This window comes from Aeromonas sp. SER, from assembly GCF_038739615.1.
GTDB lineage: Bacteria > Pseudomonadota > Gammaproteobacteria > Enterobacterales > Aeromonadaceae > Aeromonas > Aeromonas jandaei.
Genome location: NZ_JBCGFC010000031.1, coordinates 1 through 17,166 on the forward strand (window position 1 = coordinate 1; position 17,166 = coordinate 17,166).

16 protein-coding genes and 2 tRNA genes are annotated in these 17,166 nt (G+C 52.4%); 6 read left to right on the forward strand and 12 right to left on the reverse strand.

Annotated elements, in window-relative coordinates:
- The first annotated feature begins 2 nt into the window (after positions 1-2).
- Positions 3-84, forward strand: a tRNA-Ser gene (locus tag AAHA41_RS22455).
- An 84-nt stretch (positions 85-168) separates the two neighbouring features.
- On the opposite strand, the gene AAHA41_RS22460 is transcribed toward AAHA41_RS22455, so the two are convergent.
- Positions 169-945, reverse strand: a complete 777-nt coding sequence (locus AAHA41_RS22460; RefSeq protein ID WP_323070872.1) for a hypothetical protein — start codon at positions 943-945, stop codon at positions 169-171.
- Positions 946-1,275: 330 nt separating this feature from the next.
- Here AAHA41_RS22460 and AAHA41_RS22465 point away from each other — a divergent pair, with 330 nt between their 5' ends.
- Positions 1,276-2,892 (forward strand): MCR-3-related phosphoethanolamine--lipid A transferase, encoded by a 1,617-nt coding sequence (locus AAHA41_RS22465; protein WP_323070873.1) that lies wholly within the window; start codon positions 1,276-1,278, stop codon positions 2,890-2,892.
- 136 nt (positions 2,893-3,028) lie between these two features.
- Positions 3,029-3,409, forward strand: a complete 381-nt coding sequence (locus AAHA41_RS22470) for a diacylglycerol kinase (RefSeq protein WP_041207472.1) — start codon at positions 3,029-3,031, stop codon at positions 3,407-3,409.
- A gap of 77 nt (positions 3,410-3,486) precedes the next feature.
- Here AAHA41_RS22470 and AAHA41_RS22475 read toward each other — a convergent pair whose 3' ends face one another.
- The 10 genes from AAHA41_RS22475 to AAHA41_RS22520 form a co-directional block, all read right to left on the reverse strand.
- A complete protein-coding gene (locus AAHA41_RS22475; RefSeq protein ID WP_165791306.1) occupies positions 3,487-4,191 on the reverse strand; it encodes an AcvB/VirJ family lysyl-phosphatidylglycerol hydrolase in 705 nt (234 codons plus the stop codon).
- 11 nt (positions 4,192-4,202) lie between these two features.
- Entirely contained in the window at positions 4,203-6,755 is a 2,553-nt protein-coding gene (mprF, locus tag AAHA41_RS22480) for a bifunctional lysylphosphatidylglycerol flippase/synthetase MprF (RefSeq protein ID WP_323070874.1), read from the reverse strand.
- 289 nt (positions 6,756-7,044) lie between these two features.
- Positions 7,045-7,224, reverse strand: coding sequence for a hypothetical protein (locus tag AAHA41_RS22485; protein ID WP_033115160.1), 180 nt, complete (start codon positions 7,222-7,224; stop codon positions 7,045-7,047).
- 54 nt (positions 7,225-7,278) lie between these two features.
- Positions 7,279-8,604 carry a two-component system sensor histidine kinase RstB gene (rstB, locus tag AAHA41_RS22490; RefSeq protein ID WP_323070875.1) on the reverse strand — a complete coding sequence of 442 codons (1,326 nt, stop codon included), beginning with the start codon at positions 8,602-8,604 and terminating at the stop codon, positions 7,279-7,281.
- Between the two features lie 21 nt (positions 8,605-8,625).
- A complete protein-coding gene (gene rstA, locus AAHA41_RS22495; protein WP_323070876.1) occupies positions 8,626-9,339 on the reverse strand; it encodes a two-component system response regulator RstA in 714 nt (237 codons plus the stop codon).
- Positions 9,340-9,656: 317 nt separating this feature from the next.
- Positions 9,657-9,732: transfer RNA gene (locus AAHA41_RS22500), tRNA-His, on the reverse strand.
- Between the two features lie 477 nt (positions 9,733-10,209).
- Complete coding sequence (locus tag AAHA41_RS22505; protein WP_323070877.1) at positions 10,210-10,785, reverse strand: hypothetical protein; 576 nt, start codon at positions 10,783-10,785, stop codon at positions 10,210-10,212.
- A 182-nt stretch (positions 10,786-10,967) separates the two neighbouring features.
- Complete coding sequence (locus tag AAHA41_RS22510; RefSeq protein ID WP_323070878.1) at positions 10,968-12,083, reverse strand: hypothetical protein; 1,116 nt, start codon at positions 12,081-12,083, stop codon at positions 10,968-10,970.
- Positions 12,080-12,682 carry a hypothetical protein gene (locus tag AAHA41_RS22515; RefSeq protein WP_245131215.1) on the reverse strand — a complete coding sequence of 201 codons (603 nt, stop codon included), beginning with the start codon at positions 12,680-12,682 and terminating at the stop codon, positions 12,080-12,082. The genes AAHA41_RS22510 and AAHA41_RS22515 overlap by 4 nt, the downstream gene beginning before the upstream one ends.
- Before the next feature lie 44 nt (positions 12,683-12,726).
- Positions 12,727-12,975, reverse strand: a complete 249-nt coding sequence (locus AAHA41_RS22520; protein WP_049637249.1) for a hypothetical protein — start codon at positions 12,973-12,975, stop codon at positions 12,727-12,729.
- Positions 12,976-13,358: 383 nt separating this feature from the next.
- On the opposite strand from AAHA41_RS22520, the gene AAHA41_RS22525 reads away from it, so the two are divergent.
- The gene (locus AAHA41_RS22525) at positions 13,359-15,107 is read left to right on the forward strand and encodes a hypothetical protein (RefSeq protein WP_245131218.1); all 1,749 of its coding nucleotides are present in this window, start codon (positions 13,359-13,361) and stop codon (positions 15,105-15,107) included.
- A gap of 153 nt (positions 15,108-15,260) precedes the next feature.
- Here AAHA41_RS22525 and AAHA41_RS22530 read toward each other — a convergent pair whose 3' ends face one another.
- The gene (locus AAHA41_RS22530) at positions 15,261-15,872 is read right to left on the reverse strand and encodes a hypothetical protein (RefSeq protein WP_265216196.1); all 612 of its coding nucleotides are present in this window, start codon (positions 15,870-15,872) and stop codon (positions 15,261-15,263) included.
- A 118-nt stretch (positions 15,873-15,990) separates the two neighbouring features.
- Between AAHA41_RS22530 and AAHA41_RS22535 the strand changes: the two genes are divergently transcribed.
- A complete protein-coding gene (locus tag AAHA41_RS22535; RefSeq protein ID WP_080989933.1) occupies positions 15,991-16,197 on the forward strand; it encodes a helix-turn-helix transcriptional regulator in 207 nt (68 codons plus the stop codon).
- 773 nt (positions 16,198-16,970) lie between these two features.
- Positions 16,971-17,069, forward strand: coding sequence for a DUF4172 domain-containing protein (locus tag AAHA41_RS22540; RefSeq protein ID WP_323070879.1), 99 nt, complete (start codon positions 16,971-16,973; stop codon positions 17,067-17,069).
- The last annotated feature ends 97 nt before the right edge of the window (positions 17,070-17,166 follow it).

The window sequence follows — 17,166 nt, forward strand, 5'->3', positions numbered from 1 at the left end:
AGGTGTCCGAGTGGCTGAAGGAGCACGCCTGGAAAGTGTGTATACGGCAACGTATCGAGGGTTCGAATCCCTCCCTCACCGCCAAATTGCAAAGCCCTGACGGAAACGTCAGGGCTTTTTGCTTTTCTGCTTTTTCACCGGTTGGCCTCTGGCTATAACTCTGTCGCCTTACTCAGGATCCAGCTCCTGCGGGATAACATCGCGCTTTTTCAGGGTGGAGAGATAGACCAGCAGGGCAATGGCGGCCAATAAGGCTGCCGAGGCGGAGTATCTGCTAAGCTCCAGTCCCCCTTTGCCAAGCGGCTTGTCGAGGAAATCCCCCACCACCGCACCCAGCGGACGAGTGATGATGAAAGCCGCCCAGAAGAGCAGGGTGCGTGAGACCCGGGTCAGCAGGTAGGTTGCGACAATGGCCAGCAAGATACCGCCAAAGAGCACCATGCTGCCGGTATAGCCAAAGCTGCCATCATCGGCCACCCAGTCACCCAGCGCAGTACCCAGTGTCTGGGAGAACATGATGGTGATCCAGTAGAACATCTCGGTTCTGGATGAACTGATGTCACTGGTCGCTATGCTGCCCTGAAATTTGTACCACACCAGAAAAGAGCCCATCAGCAGCAGGAACAGCAGGGTTGACCCGCCTGCATAGCCCATCCCCAGCGAACGATCGGCAAAGTCTGCCAATGTGGTGCCCACCGTGGTGGTGGCGATAATGGTTGTCCAGTAGAGCGCCGGGTTATAGCGCTTGGCAGAAATCTGGGCGCCGACGGCAATAAAGAAGATCACGGCAAAGATGCCGGTACTGACCAGATAGCCGAGATCCATCGACATGGATACCGCATCCCCTCCGGTTTCTCCCAGGGTCGTTGCCAATATTTTGGTGAACCAGAATGCCAGGGTGATCTCCGGCACCTTGCTGACTGAGTGAGCGACGCTGTTATGCATAATGCACCATCCTGTGGTTTGACGAAGAGCCGTCAGCAATGAGGATGTCGGGGATTTCTTAAGAGGGGCTTAAGGTCACAGAGGGGATGGCAAGAAAAGATCATTTTTGACCAGATGCAAACTTTGCGGGTATCAGCGGGATCTTAATTATTCCTTAAGGTTCAAGTTTTATTGTCCGCCAGCAATTCAATAGTTGATAAAGCTCACATTGTAACAAGGTGTTACTGACTAGTTGAGAGAGTTCTCAACTAGCTCTGTTAACATCCCGACGCAGCCTTGGTTCAGGTTGCGTTCAATTTTCCGGCATTTGGTTCAAGAGGTGGTGTTTCGGTGGTAAAAGTCAGAGTTGTACCCTTTATTTTCCTGTTGGCACTGATATTTGCCTTCCTGCTTAACTGGCCCGTGTTGCTTCACTTCTACGATATTCTCAGCAATCTGGAGCATTTCAAGATAGGGTTTGCCATCTCGATCCCGGTGCTGCTGGTGGCGGCGCTCAACTTCGTTTTCATGCCCTTCTCCCAGCGCTACCTGCTGAAACCCTTCTTTGCGTTTCTCTTTGTGACTGGCGCCATCGTCAGTTACACCATGCTGAAGTATCGGGTCATGTTCGATCAGGAGATGATCCAGAACATCTTCGAGACCAACCAGAGCGAGGCCTACTCCTATGTCAGCCTGCCCATCGTGGTCTGGGTGGCGTTGGCCGGTGTATTGCCCGCCGTGCTGCTCTTCTTTGTCAAAATCGAGTACCCGAAAAAATGGTATCTGGGGCTGTTCCAGCGCGCCCTCTCCATGGTCGCATCCCTGGCTGTCGTGGGCATCATAGCGGCGTTTTACTATCAGGATTACGTTTCGGTCGGGCGCAACAACCAGACTCTAAATCGCGAGATCGTGCCGGCCAACTATGTCTACAGCACCACCAAGTATCTCTACAAACGTTACGTCGCCGAGCCTATTCCGTTCACCACCCTGGGTGATGATGCCAAGCGAGTCGCGAAAGAGGATAAACCGACCCTGATGTTTCTGGTAGTGGGGGAGACAGCCCGCGGCAAGAACTTCTCGATGAACGGCTACCAGAAAGAGACCAACCCCTTTACCAGTCAGGCCGGGGGCGTGATCTCCTTCAAGGACGTGCGCTCTTGCGGCACGGCTACGGCGGTGTCGGTGCCCTGTATGTTCTCCAACATGGGGCGCAAGGAGTTTGATGACAACCGGGCCCGCAACAGCGAAGGCCTGCTCGATGTGCTGCAAAGAAGCGGGGTCTCCATCTTCTGGAAGGAGAACGACGGCGGCTGCAAAGGGGTGTGCGATCGGGTGCCCAACATCGAGATCAAGCCAAAAGATCACCCGCAGTTCTGCGACAAGAACACCTGCTATGACGAGGTTGTGCTGCAAAACCTCGACGACGAGGTGGCACAGATGAAGGGCGACAAGCTGGTTGGTTTCCATCTGATCGGCAGCCACGGCCCGACCTACTACAAGCGCTATCCGGATAACCATCGCCAGTTCGTGCCGGACTGCCCGCGCAGCGACATCGAGAACTGCAGCGATGAAGAGCTGGTCAACACCTATGACAACACCATCCGTTACACCGATTTTGTCATTGCAGAGATGATTACCAAGCTGAAAAAGTATGAGGATAAGTACAACACGGCGTTGATCTACCTCTCTGATCACGGCGAGTCGCTGGGGGCGATGGGGCTCTACCTGCATGGCACGCCCTACAAGTTTGCCCCTGACGACCAGACCCGGGTGCCGATGCAGGTCTGGATGTCGCCGGGCTTTGCCAAAGAGAAGGGGATGGATCTGAACTGCCTGCAGCAAAAAGCGGCAGACAATCGCTACTCCCATGACAACATCTTCTCCTCTGTGCTCGGGATCTGGGATGTCAGCACGGCGGTGTACGACAAGCAGCTCGATATTTTCAGCCAGTGCCGCACCGTGCAGTAAGGTGAGGGCCGACTCGGGGCGCCAGTGCGCCCCTTTTTTATCTCCAAAATTGTTCAGTTTTCATATATGACTTGCTCCATTTGTTTAGATGCTATGTACGAAATGGAGCGGGTTGCCATCAAAAGAGGAAGCAAAAATGGCCAAACCTGGCGCTACAGGGATCACCCGGATCATCCATGCCACCCGTTACAGCATGAAGGGGCTTTCGTCCGCCTGGCTGCATGAGGCTGCCTTTCGTCAGGAACTGCTGCTGATCATATTGCTGATGCCGCTGGCCTTTCTGGTGGGGGATGGGCTGACCCAGATCCTGCTGCTGATGATCATCAGCTGGCTGGTGGTGATCGTGGAGATCCTCAACTCCGCCGTCGAGGCGGTGGTGGACAGAATTGGCTCCGAACATCACGAGCTTTCCGGTCGGGCCAAAGACATGGGCTCTGCCGCCGTTTTTATTGCGCTGGCGCTCAACGTGCTGGTGTGGGGGGCGCTGACCGGCCGCAATCTGCTGGGCTGGTGGTGATCAGCCGTAGTTGGCGAGATCCCGAATACAAAAAGAGAGGGCGACCCTGTGGTCGCCCTCTCTGTTTTCATCGCCGCTCAGGGTGTGGTGAGGGTCATGTGCTTGGTGATGGCCTGATAGAGCACCGGGTAATCATCCTCAAAGTGGTGGCCGCCCGGCAGAGTGACGGTGGTGACGTTGGGCTGGTTGAGACGGGGGCAGAGGCGGTCGTCGTCATCGTCATCGGCACCTTGCAAGCAGACCATCGGCAGATCCCGGATGGTTTTCACCTGCGGTTCGGTCGGGTAGCTGCGCGCCTTGTGGGTCAGCATGTCGCTGACGTGGATCTCGAAGTCCGAGCTGGTGGAGGGGGAGAGCATCACGGCCCCGACCAGCCCCTGGCGATAGTGCTCCGGCAACCGGTTGATGACGAAGGGGACAATCTCGGCACCAAACGAGAAGCCGACCAGCAGCCAGCGGGGGCGCTGCCAGCGAGTCTGGTAATCATCGAGGATCCGCTCCAGATCGGCGGTCACCTGCTCCGGGGTTTTCTTCTTCCAGTAGTAGGTGAGGGAGCTCCAGCCCACGACCGGCATGCCGTGCAGCTGAAACTGGGCGCTCAACCCCTTGTCGAGGGCCGCCCAGCCACCATCGCCGCTGAGAAAGATCACCATGGGGGCGTCGGATGGCTGCTTGACCGGCAGCTCAATCAGGCTCAGGTCATCCTTGACCGGGGCGGCATGCGCCGCAAAAGATGAAACGGGCAGTACGAGACTGAGTAACAGCAATATCAAGGCTCTCATTGGCCATGCTCCTATTTCTTGATCAACCCCAACGGGCCGCGGCTAATCAGGGTGATCAGGTGAGTCAGGGTTCTGGGCAGTACCAGCTTGCTGCTGCAGAGCAGGTAGCGGGGTTCCCAGCGGGGCGAAAATTTCTCCTTGTAGCGTCTGAGCCCCTGAAAGTTGTAAAAGCGGCTGCCACGGACGAACAGGGTATTGCCAAGGCGGGCCCAGTAGCTGTTGAGCGGGTGATCGTTGAAGCCGGACATGGGGGCCATCCCCAGATTGAAGCTGGCGTACCCTTGCGCCTTGCCCCACAGCAGCAGTTCGACAAAGAGAAAATCCATGATGGGGGCAGTACCGGTATCCAGGCTGTAGCGCATCAGATCGATGGAGAGCATCTCCTTGTTATCGCTCACCCAGAGGTTGGCAAAGCCGACGATCTGCCCCTCGTGCCAGACCAGCGCAGCCGGGCTCAAGGTCAGGTAGTCAGGCTCGAAGCGGCCGACCGAGAAGCCCTTCTCCTTGCCCATCTTGCTCTGCAGCCAGGTATCGGAGACGGTCTGCAATCTGGGCAGCAGGGGGGCCACGGCGCTTGCCTCGACCACCTCGAAGGTCAACCCTTCCCGTTTGCCCTTGGCGTGGCTCTGACGCAGGTTGCGCAGCCGGCTGCCCGCCAGATCGAAGGTAGCCAGATCGACCATCGCCTCTTCACCAAGCTTGAAGGGGATCAGCCCCAACTCCAGATAGAGCGGCAGATAGCGGGCCGAGACCTGATAGAAAACCGGATTGGCGTCGTGCTCGTCGCACCGCTCGCGAAATTGCCAGAGCAGCTCTTCGATCTGCTCGGGGCGACCGACCGGATCCCCCATCACAATCCAGCTGTTGCCCTCGATGCCATACATCAGGAAGGCGTCGCCGGCGGGGTGGAACAGCAGGGACTTGTCCTGCAACTGGGTCAGATAGCCGTGGATCCCCCCTTCGCGCACCACCAGCTCGTGAGCGCGCGCCAGCGTCTCCTTGTCAGGCTTTTCACCGACTACGCGCAGCGGTGCAAGCAGCTGGGCAACCCCGGCCACGGCCAGCACGGCCACCACGCTCCCCATGGCGCGCAGGCCGCGGGCAGCCCCGCCGTGGGGCGAGAAGTGGAACCAGAGGGCGTGGTCATACTCCACCTGACGGTAGGAGAAGAGCAGCAGCCACAGCGCCCCCAGCAGCACGGCGCCGACCGAGATGAGCCAGCCCGGGGTGTACTGGGGATAGAGCAGCGACCCCTTGCGATAGAAGAGAGAGCGGCAGGGGGTCATGATGAGCAGGAAGCTGCCGAGCAGCAGGGCTGACTCCCAGTCCCCCCCCTTGAGCAGGGAGAAGGCGATCCCCAGAGCCAGCAGCAGCTGGGTGATGCGAAACGCGGCGTCATGACGGCGATAGAGGCTGCGCGCCAGCAGGATCAGGAGAATACCACTCACGCTGCCGAGCACATGGGAGAGCTCGAGCAGGTGGAGCGGCAGCACCTGCAACCACACTTCGATGTGGCTGCGCATGGTCGGGATCATGCCCGAGCAGAGCAGCAGGCTACCGGCGGCGAAGGTGCCGACGCTGATAAGGGCGGGCAGAAACTCCTGAATGGCGCTCATGATCCCCTGCAACCGCTGCCAGCGAGCCTTCTGCTGCAACATCTCCTGACTGGTAAAGAGCAGCAGGGCGCAGAGGAAAGGCAGCACGTAATAGATGCAGCGGTAGAGCAGCAGCGAGGCGAGCAGCTTGTCGGTCGGCAGGTAGTGGGCCAGCAGCAGACTCATGCTCGCTTCGAACACCCCGATCCCGCCCGGCACGTGGGCCAGCACCCCGAGGAAGCTGGCCAGCACGAAGGCACTGAGCAGCACGGGGTAGGGGACGCTATCTGCGGGTAGCAGCACAAATAGCACGGCGGCGGCGGCCATCCAGTCCGCCAGCGCGACCAGCAGTTGCAGCAGGCGTACCTTTATCCCGGGCAGGATCAGGCTGTGTTCGCGCCAGGAGAAGCTGGGACGGGGCCAGAGCAGATAGCCCAGCACCAGCAGCAGGGCGCCGGCGCCGGCCAGATGGAGCAGGCTGTAGATCCAGCTTGGCCAATCGAGCAGCAGCTGGGCCGCCGTGCTGCCGAACAGCAAGGCACTGCCGCCCCAGCCGAGCAGCCCGAGGAAGAAGGTGATGGAGCAGAAGAGTACCACCCGTGCCACCTCGCCGGTCGCCAGCCCGAGGGCGGAGTAGATCCGGTAGCGCACCGAGGCACCCGTCAGCAGGGCAAAGCCCAGCGTGTTGGAGAAGGTGTAGGCGATAAAGGAGGTAACACCCACCTGCTGCCAGGGGAGCCGTTTGCCCAGCGCGTGCAGCGCCAGCATGTCATAGCCGCAGAGCAGGCCATAACTGAGCAGGGTCAGCAGCAGGGCGCCAGCCAGAGTGGGCAGCGGTTGTGACCAGATGGCGATACGAATATCGTGCCAGTGCCATGAATGGGTCAGGTGATAGAGTACGGTCAGGGCGGCGCCCAGCAGCAGCAAGCTGCAGAGCGGGCCTAGCCATTTAATGAGATGACGCCACATTCCATGTTCCTATTGTCAGTTCAAACGATGAGCGTTGATGAGGTTACGGTAATGGGTTGGATGATGCGCGATAGCCTGAATAATGTGCGGCAGTGTCATGAGGTTATTACGATAGTCGGCATGATGGAACAGCAATGATCTTGTCATGTGGAACCTGCTTGGCAGAGGCAGTTTTCATCATGACCAGATGAAAAGGGAGGCAACCGGCCTCCCTTTTATCTCTCCGCTCTACTCTTGCTCTGTTATGTACAGATTGACGGTCTGGTCGTCACTCAAGGGTCAGAGGCGATTACTTGGTTTTCGGCGCGACTTTGACGGACGGCGCTTTGTGCGCAGTTTTATGGTGCTTTTTCACAACCTTGGTCTGGGTCGCTTGCGGGGCGGCAGTTTTGGTCGGGGTCGCAGCCATGGTGAAACCGGAAGTCAGGGCGAAAACGGCGGCCAGAGTCAGGGGAATGATTTTTTTCATGGTCAATTTCCTTATTCGGATTGGTGGTATGGAGCGTTTCTCCATGACTTCATCCTATGACGCTGAGCGCGGTACTTCAGTGAGCACTTGGTGACGGTTTGTATCCAAATGTACAGGGAGCGTGAGGCAGAAGCGGGCTCCCTTACCGGAAGGAAGCAATGCCACATCACCGCCATGGTGGAGCGCTATGCTGCGCACAATGGCAAGTCCCAGCCCGGTGCCGCCGGTACGGCGATCCCGACTCTGATCAAGACGCACGAACGGCTCGAAGATCTGGTGCGCCAGTGCGGGGTCGATACCCGGCCCGTCGTCGCTCACCTCCAGCAGATAGTTCTCCTGCAAGCGTGAGATGGAGAGGGTAACCTCGCTCTCGGCGTAGCGCAGGGCGTTGCCGATGAGGTTCTCGACGGCGCGTGTCAGCAGACGATGATCGCCGCACCAGGGCATCTTGATGGGTGGCAGAGCGAGGGTCAGGTGTTTCTCCGGCCGCAACGCTTGCCAGTCGCCGAGGTGATGCTCTGCCCAGCAGCCCAGTTCCAGCTCATCCCGCTGCAGCGGCAGCTCGGGTCTATCCAGCTTGGCGTAGGTCAGCATCTCTTCGATGAGGGAGTCCAGCGCCCCCAGATCCCGCTCCAGTGCCTGCTGCTCTTCTGCTGCAGGGGCAGGATCGAGCATGGCAAGCCGATAGCGCAATCTGACCAGTGGGGTACGCAGCTCATGGGCGATGGCATCGGTCAGCTGCTTGCGGCTGGTGAGCATGGCTTGCAGCTGGGCGGTCATCTGGTCGAAGGTACGCCCCACCCGGGCCAGACTGCTGCCCGGCGGCAGGTTGGTGCGGCAGGAGAGATCGCCATCGCCTACCCGGCGTGCCGTCTGCTCCAGTTGCAGCAAGCCGCGCCAGTGCGGACGCAGCCAAAGCAGGATGGGCAGCCCGAGGGAGAGGCCAATGACCAGCAGCAGCCCCACATCGACCCAGTGCAGTTCGTGCAGGTAGGAGAGATAGGGCACCGGGCCAACGATAAGCACCTGATCGGTATCGGGGATCCGTTGCAGGAAGGTGTCATCCTCCTCGACGATGACGATATTGCCGGCGGCAAGAAATGCCTGATCCTCACTGGCAAGAGGCTGATGGGCCAGCTCGCCAACCTTGAGGGGGAGGGTGAACTGGCTGCTCTGCTCGGCCAGCCGATCTGGCCAGCGCTCGGGCGAAATTCTGGCCAGCTCGTCAGTCAGCAGGCCAAGGGAGCCCTGCATCATCCGCTCGAGATAACGGTCGCCGGCTCGCTCGGCGGTGACCTGATAGACCACGCCAACCAGCAGAATCGCCAGAGTGAAACAGCCGATCAGCAACAGATAGAACTGGATAAAGAGACGGCGCATGGTTGTGCTCCCTGATTAAGGCTATTCCCAGGCGTGAGGGACGAAAAGGTAGCCCTTCTGGCGCACCGTCTTGATCCGGGTCGGGTTGTCAGGGCTATCACCCAGTTTGCGGCGCAGGCGGGAGATGGCCACATCCATGCTGCGATCCTGACCGTCATACTCTCGGCCGCGCAGGCTGCGGAACAGGGCTTCCCGCCCCAGGATCTGGCCGGCGTGGCTGGCAAGCTCCCACAACAGATCAAAGTCGGCAGTCGAGAGGGCAATGCTCTCGCCATCTAGACGCACATCCCGCCCCGGCCCATCGACCAGCAGACGGCCAAATTGCAACTGCTGTGGCACACTGCCGGCGGCGGCGATCGGTTGCGCGGCGACTTGCTGATGCTGGCGGAACTGCACCCGCAATCTGGCCAGCAGCACGGGGGGGGGCGTGGTTTTAAGGATGTAGTCGTTGGCTCCCAGCTCCAGACTCAGGATCTGGTTCATGTCGCTATCGAGCGAAGTGAGCATCACGATGGGGCCATCAAAGCGTGGCCGCAGATCCCGGCAGAGGGACATACCATCCTGTCCCGGCAGCATGATATCGAGCAGCACCAGATCCGGTTGTTCGGCTTCGACCCGGGCCAGCGCCTTATCGCCTCTGGGTTCGAGGATCACTTCCATATCGTGACGGCCGAGCCAGCTGCTGATGAGCTGGCCAATCTCGGGATCATCTTCAACAAAAAGAATGCGTTGCATAGAAAAGCTCCAACCGGAAGCAGGAGAAAAGAGGAGCTGCCAGCATATCAATGCCGCTTGGGAAATACAGAAAAAGAACGTTGGAGGGGTTTATGGGAATTGCGAGGATAAGGGCGATAGCCGGGTGGCGGAGCAATGATGAGGCTCTGGGCCATGAGCATTTCAGCCACTCAGTGCGTTGTGCGATGAGACATGCGGGGATATAAACGCAGAAAATGGAGCTGCAGAAACAAAAAAACCGGCTTGGGCCGGTTTTTGACAAGCCAGAAGGCTTGTATCTTGCCGTATTGGCAGCGTTGTGCCAAACGACGGAATAATGGGGTGGCTGATGGGGCTCGAACCCACGACAACCGGAATCACAATCCGGGACTCTACCAACTGAGCTACAGCCACCACTGAAAACTGCATTGATCCGTCAACAAATTGAGAATCAATGGCGCGCCCTGCAGGATTCGAACTCTTATATGGTACACATAAAAGATCGAAGGTAAGGATTAACTTCCAGCAAGAAGCCACTAACCACTTATGCATTACGCGATAAAAACGCTAATTTTGTTTAAAATCAATGCATTGCAACTGTTAATGCATGACCTAACCAACTGACGCGAAGAGTAAAACATTCAGTCATGAATGTCAATCTTGTAATAAACTATTTGCGCACTAGAGTGCGCATGTAGATCGCTCAATCAGTGCGCATGAGTGTGTATGTGGGACTATGAGCCCTTTTTCAGGAGCACTGATTATGCAAAATCAGCTGGCATCGCGCCCAAGGATAGAAGTCACGCACCAACACCGCGAAACTACATGACCTGCAAATGCCGGACATCTGGGGTCATGTAGTTGAAATCGACTTATATAGAAGGGATGACATTAGCGGACTGACGCGGAACTCCCCAACGCTCTCAACACCTCCTCCACGGCTGCCAACCGTCCTCGTAAGCACCGAAATTCCTGACTGGTGTGCCTGAGCACACTATCAATGGTTGCCTCTAACGCGGGGAAATCTGCTCGTAGCTCGTTGTATTCGGCGAACGTGGCCTGGTATTCCTGAATTTCAAATCGATAAGATTTCGCCTTAGCCTCCAATTCTTCCAGCCCCTTTCGCACCTCATCCTTCACTTCCACGACAGCCTTTTGCTCGACCTGAGTCACTGGAACCTGTGGGCCAAGTAGATCCTCCCGAAAGGTAGCCTCATCAAACAGCTGCGCTTTGACGTAATTTGGACGAAACCATTTATTACCCACACTGCGCCTATTCAAAAGACCCATACCGACCAACTTGTTCAGATGGCGGTATATGAGTCCATAGTATTTATGTTTTGATGGGCGCTTTAACTTGTCACCAAATACCGCGATTACGCACTCCTGTGCAGTGAAATCGTTCAGCTGTAACCGAATTAGTGCAGTGTAGAGTACGGTTGGAAGCCACACAGTTTGGGAGCCCATAGGTAACCCTCAGTCTCGAAAGACAACAATTAGTAGGAATCAAAATTAGGGTGAGGATTATAGTCCTCATTATTGGGTCAGACAACCTGAGAAATAATAGTAAGATCCTACGATGTTACTCATTGGCCCCATTGGGGCCATGGTTAAAGGCGGTAATATTTTTCGGGAAATTAATTGTTTGCCTAAACATAAATAAATTTATATGATAATTTGCTTATGTCTTTCTCTCTATCATATGGATACAGGTCTCGATAAACAGAGGCCGCCAAGTCAGAGACTTCCTTGCTAAGAATCTCAAGAGCATCATCTTTTTCAACATTATTGAAAATAGACTGAACCTCATCTGGAGATTTTAGTGAATCTCTTAGAGTTTTATCATCCTTTAACTTTTGCAGCCAGAGATCAAGCCTGTGAAGAAGTAGCAGGGGAAAGTATTCAGGACATGTTAGTTGAGCATCCATGTGATACGCAATGCTAGTTAAGTCAAAGCTTGTAAGCTTTTTGGCTACTTTCTTTTTATAATCTGGCATGTCAGCCACAATATTCTTCATCAATCGAACGACTTTCTTAAGGTTTCCTCCATAAGTAAAGTCTTTATCATCAACTTTCTTAATATGAAGAAAAGGTTTGTTTTCTATGAACTCATGTTTTTCTTTATCGTATATTCTGACGCAGCGGTCATGCTGTTGACCTGAGCGCTGATAATCATGAGAGTCATGCCAACAGCTTGGCACAATATCAATTTTTCTGGCCAAGCTACCCCCACTCATTGATATGGATTTCTTATTCGAGCAGTCTACTGTCGCTTGATAGTATCTGCTTGTCAGTTTAACTTCTGATGCCAAACGAATTTCTTTTACTTGATCGAGCATGGGTCTCTTATCAGGAGCATCAGTATAGTTAGTTGATGGAAGAACTGGTAGTTGGATAAGGACTACATCTTTTTTAAGAATCAACATATCGACATCAGAGTGTCCTTCAATATGAATATCTAAAGCGACAGAACCTTGAAGCCTGAATTCAGTATTAATCCGGTCGGTTTCGAGCATGCTAACCAATGTATTAGCTACACGCTCTCCTTCATCGATTGAAACTTGTGTTGATTTAGAGCTCACTGGTGCCATCGCACCAATTACATATTTGATTGCATCACTGTCTTTGACCTTTTCATAACTTTCCTGTGGACGGTAATCATATGCAGCTGCTAGTCCTGTGTAGCCTTGATCAAGTGCATAGCGCTGAGCAGTACCCTGACGCCTTTCCTTCAATTTTTTCAAACGGTCACTAAAGTTGATCATTTATCACCTCGCGTCAGGTACATTTTTCCGAAAGTTCGTCTTCCATTACTATTAAAATATGCAGCTTCACCAGAAGTTAGTTCCTTATCAAAGATAACTTCACAGTAACCTCTATGTGAGTTCAACTCATGGAACTGAGATGCATCGGGAGAATTACTATAACTATAATGAAGAACCCAGCCACCACGAGTTCCTGATTTTTTGGCAAGAGTTGCCGTATAGCTTTCGCTGGAGCTTTTTTTGGTTTTTAAGTTTATAGATATTTTTTCCCAAGTCTGCTCAATATCAATTTCAGCTTCCCAGCTGTATTTTATAACACCGTCATCTTCGGCGAGCGTCTCACCTCTGACAGACCAAACACCATTTAAATCTGGAATTTTAAATAGTGGTACTTTCCATACATAGTTATTAAAAAACCAATGCAAGGCAAAGTATACAGCAGCAGTTGAAACAGTTGCTCCAGCCATAAAGCTGAGACCATCCACTTGGTGCAGCCATAGAATAATGCTTGATGCCAAACCAGTGAGGATAACTGAAAAAGTTCCGAGATATCGACCTATTGTAGTTCTACTATGACCAAAAATAGCGTAATCATGCATATGCCAATCCTTTCATGCCTAATAACATAACCCTTCTATTCATCTCATCGTTCTTTATTGGCTTGTGCCAAGATGCTGGCAGCCAGGGTCTTTGACGTTTCGCTGTACTTGCTGCTTTGTAGCACCATGGAGGCAAACGTCTCCATTTCAGCCCCAGTTTGCTTCCCAGCCCTAGCCTGAGACAGCGCGGAAGCAGCAAGGGAGCGCGCAGTGGCAGAGGAGGTTGTATCGTTGAGCACCTGCCCAGCAAGTGTTGCGACTTTATCGGAGGTAGTTTTACGGTTAGTTGTCATCACTATATCCTGTGTCTGGGTTTTGATTTTGATGCTATATGTAGTGCTGTATGTTTAAACAGCACAAACATATCCGATCCGATTGAGGCGATCAAGGAAAACGATTGATGTATCAGTAAGGTTGTTTTTCGAACTGATTGGGGAGCTTAGCGACAGCTAATCAACTATTTGATTTTTATCATTTTTATTGCTATCAGCCTCAAGCAGGGGTGTGTGATAACGTAATGTTCATGTATGGTGCAGTAAGCGCCATAGCTTCAATGACTATGCGTTGAGACAGGCTTCCGCTAATGCAGGGACAGTTCGACTGCACTTATGGCACTTGGGCTTGGTTAGCGAGCGTTTGCTGAGAACTGAAAGTGATCAATAACGGTGGGTTAGCAATGGATGGACACTACATCAACCTTTTCATGTGGGGATATCAAAGCCACTATCGGATTCAAATTCAGAGGTTAGCTCGCGATGTGCTTAAAAGACTGGGGGCTCCTTCAGAAGCGGAAGTGATTCTAGTTGGTGCTCGAAGCCCAAATAGCGATAACCGGAACCCAGTGTGCATCGAGCCAGAAGATGGAAAATGGCAGCTGTCATTATTTGATGGCCTAATTGATTCTATTGAATTTGCTTACAACAACCATGAAATGCAGAATTTGTATTTTGGTGATGCTCCGAGTATGCGTGATAAGCCAGAGTGGATGCGCCAAGATTCAGTGCGCACATCGGTAGAACAGGCATTAAAAAAATTTGATGAAGAGCATCATTTAACTTCGTTCTGTGGAGCAGTCAGGCGCATCGATGACCACTATGTAACTCCTGTTATACAGATCCCAAATAGCCTGTTCTTGCAGTATCCCCCGTTAGAACATCAGCCACTCAGAAAAGGCAATAATCAAAATGGATATCGTAGTCTCATCCATTCAGCTATGGCGGCTGTTCTGCATGAGGCAACGGAGGGGTTAAACAAGCCTGAACCTGGACGTTTTTCACATCGTGGTATGAGAGAGGCAGAAGAGATCGTCCGTATTGCTGCGAAAAATTTCATGCACACCCCAGGGTTATCAATCGAACGGCAGTACATGCATGACGATCTGTTTGCTACGTTGAATCTTGTTTCTTCCTTAATGTATGAAGGCTCAAAGGGAATTGGGCATCTTATCCTTGTTGACCCCAAGAATGATGTAGTCGAATTTATGGTTAAGTTTGCTGAGCCTGTGACGCTTCATGAACCAAGGTGGGTTAGGAAAGTTTTACAGATGGCGACTACAGGTATTGGTATTATTGCGGACAGCCAGCGCATCTATGGACTGGGGAGACTTAAGGAATGGCATGATTCCAGTAACCAAGATGCATTTTTAGTCGTCTTTATCGACCATTATCACTGGGAGTTGCGTTGTGGCAATCAAGCATTACTTCGTAGTCATTATGCTGAACCTAAATTACCTCAAGAACCTTTTGATAAGGCAGCGTTCCTGGCAAATTATGCTCGACTCTTTCCAGAGACATCACATGAAAATGGATTAAACCTGTGGCACCTGATGATGGCTCAAGTTAGCCAAGAACACGGGAGCATGATTGTTGTTGCCGAAGACGCGGCTAGTGAAGCTCGTCGTCTTAGCAAGCAAGGTACATGTATCGAGCCAACACTTCTTTCTGAAGCATTACTCCGAAGTGTCAGTGGCATCGATGGAACCATAATTCTAGATCCTGCGGGCTTCTGTCATGCTATCGGGATCATTCTTGATGGCGAGGCGACCGAACAATGTACGCCATCAAGAGGCTCTCGCTACAACTCTGGAGTACGCTATGTTCACAAAGGAAGTCATCGAAGACTCGCTATTGTCGTGTCTGATGACCGGACTATTGATATCATCCCTATGCTCAGGCCATTGGTAAGTCGTAGCATGATTGAGCAGCATGTAGCCAGGTTAGAAAATGCAACTATCGAAAATTTCCATGATCCTAGAAATTGGTTAGATAAACATCGTTTCTATTTAAATTTAGACCAATGCTCTAGAGTAAATAATTCACTTGAACGACTGGATAATCTCCCGAAAGAATTTTACCGCCTTTATTTTTCCACAGAAAAATTTGAAGTCCATCCCGAAATGGATGAAAGCTATTTAACTGATGTATAGCGAGAGGATGGTATTCTGTACATCATATATTGACACTATTATGTGTACCGCTAGGTATATGAACGAGCAGCGGTGAGGTAAACTACATGACCTAAAATCACAGACACCTAGGGTCATGTAGTTAAGATCTGCTTATATATAGAAGGGATGATATTAGCGGGCCGACTCGGTGCTCCCCAAAGCCCTCATCACCTTCTCCACAGCTGCCAGCCGTCCCCTTAAGTCTCGGTATTTCTGACTGGTATTCCGAAGTGCATTATCAATAGTAATTTCTAGCGCGGGAAAATCTGTTTGCAGCATATTGTATTCAGCAATTGCTGCCTGGCACTCCTGAATTTCAATGCGGTAGAGGCTCGCTTTCGCGTTTAACTCATCTAAGAGAGCATCGTTCGATTCCTTTTTATACTCCTGAGCCTCCTGAGCCTCCTGAGCCTCCTGAACTTCCTGAACTTCCTGAACTTCCAGCTCTCCCTGAGTCGCAGGGCCAATTAGTTCCTCTTGAAAGTTCACATCATGAAATAGAGGGGTTTTAACGAAACTTGGATACGATCGGACATCATCAACATTTCTCCGTTCCAGGAAACCCGCGTCAACCAACCTCATCAGATTACGATAAACGAGGCCATATCGCCTCTTATGGGCCTGATTGTACTCTGATTCACCAAAGACTGCGTTCAAGCACTCCGTTGTAGTGAAATCATCCATCTGCAATCGAATGAGTGCGGTATAGAGTGCGGTTGGTAACCACACAGTCTGGGAGCTCATAAGTAATCCTTGGTCTCGAACGAAAACATTTAGTGGGAATCTAAACTTGATTGCGGATTATAATCCGTGGTCGTTAGCCAGACAACCAGAGATAGTGCTCGCCAGTGAGAGGCGAGACATGCAAGATCTAGCAAAAAAATTTGGTGATGCTGTACGTAATAGACGGCTTCAATTGGGTGTATCGCAAGATGCACTCGCATATGCGGCCGAACTTGATAGAAGCTACGTAGGACGAATTGAGCGTGGTGAGGTTAATATCACCCTGGAAAAGGCTTATCGTCTTGCTAGGGTAATGGGGTGTGACATTCGCGACTTGTTGCCATAGATATATTTGCCAATTAATTATCTCCTCACCCCGATAAAACTATATTTTCCCATAATTATTCACAGTGATGGCGATTAGCATCATTGCCAGCTTTAGCATCTGCCTAAACACCTTTTTTGACCGTCATTGAACTCAGCTATCCATTCCAAAGGGAACTAAAGTGAGCGCAGCAGTGAAGACAGAGAGAACATGGATATTCGTGTTGCTCATGCTCTATCACCTCTTGAATGCATCGATCCTGTTCATTCAGCCTGTCTATGATTGGTTTAACGATGAATACTCACTGACTGGCCTATATGTACTGCTCATGCCCTATCTCTGGGGCCTGATAACGATACTTGGTGCGATTTTGTTCTTGTCAGACCGTTCTTGGAAATACCTGGCAGGCAATCTACTCGGTGGTTCGATCCTTCTCTTCTGGTGGCTTAGACTGGCATCCCAATATTAGTGAGTATCATCAGGCATATGAATGAGCAGACCAGACGGCATCTGTTGGGCGTGGCTTCATGCAGCGTAAGCTGCAAGCTCACAAGATCTATTCGAAACGAAAATGAGTTTCCCGCCTTGTCTATCCACTGGTTGCTGTAGCGCCACACAGCAGCAATAAATCCAGTTTTTCGTCAGCTCCGGTCTGAGATTTTCAGCCTGTATCTCCATCCTCATTTCCAGCTCTGCTGGTCTGCTGCATGTGTTATATTCGGCTCAGATGTTGAGCCGAATGATGGGCTGGGTCGGCTCATTATTGAGACCCTAGCACGTTGGATGAGGAAATAATGGAACCATTTTGGATTTGGCAACAAGCAGATTGGCCCCATTTTCGTTGGCAGGATAGCGAGGTATTGCCCCCCGGTGTCAGGATAGTTGTCGCCTGATCTGATCTATCTACAAGTGAAGACCGGGGGAGGATAAAGAGTGTCGAATGGCTCGTTATTCAAGTGAACGGAAGGCCGCTTTGCTCAAGAAGCTACT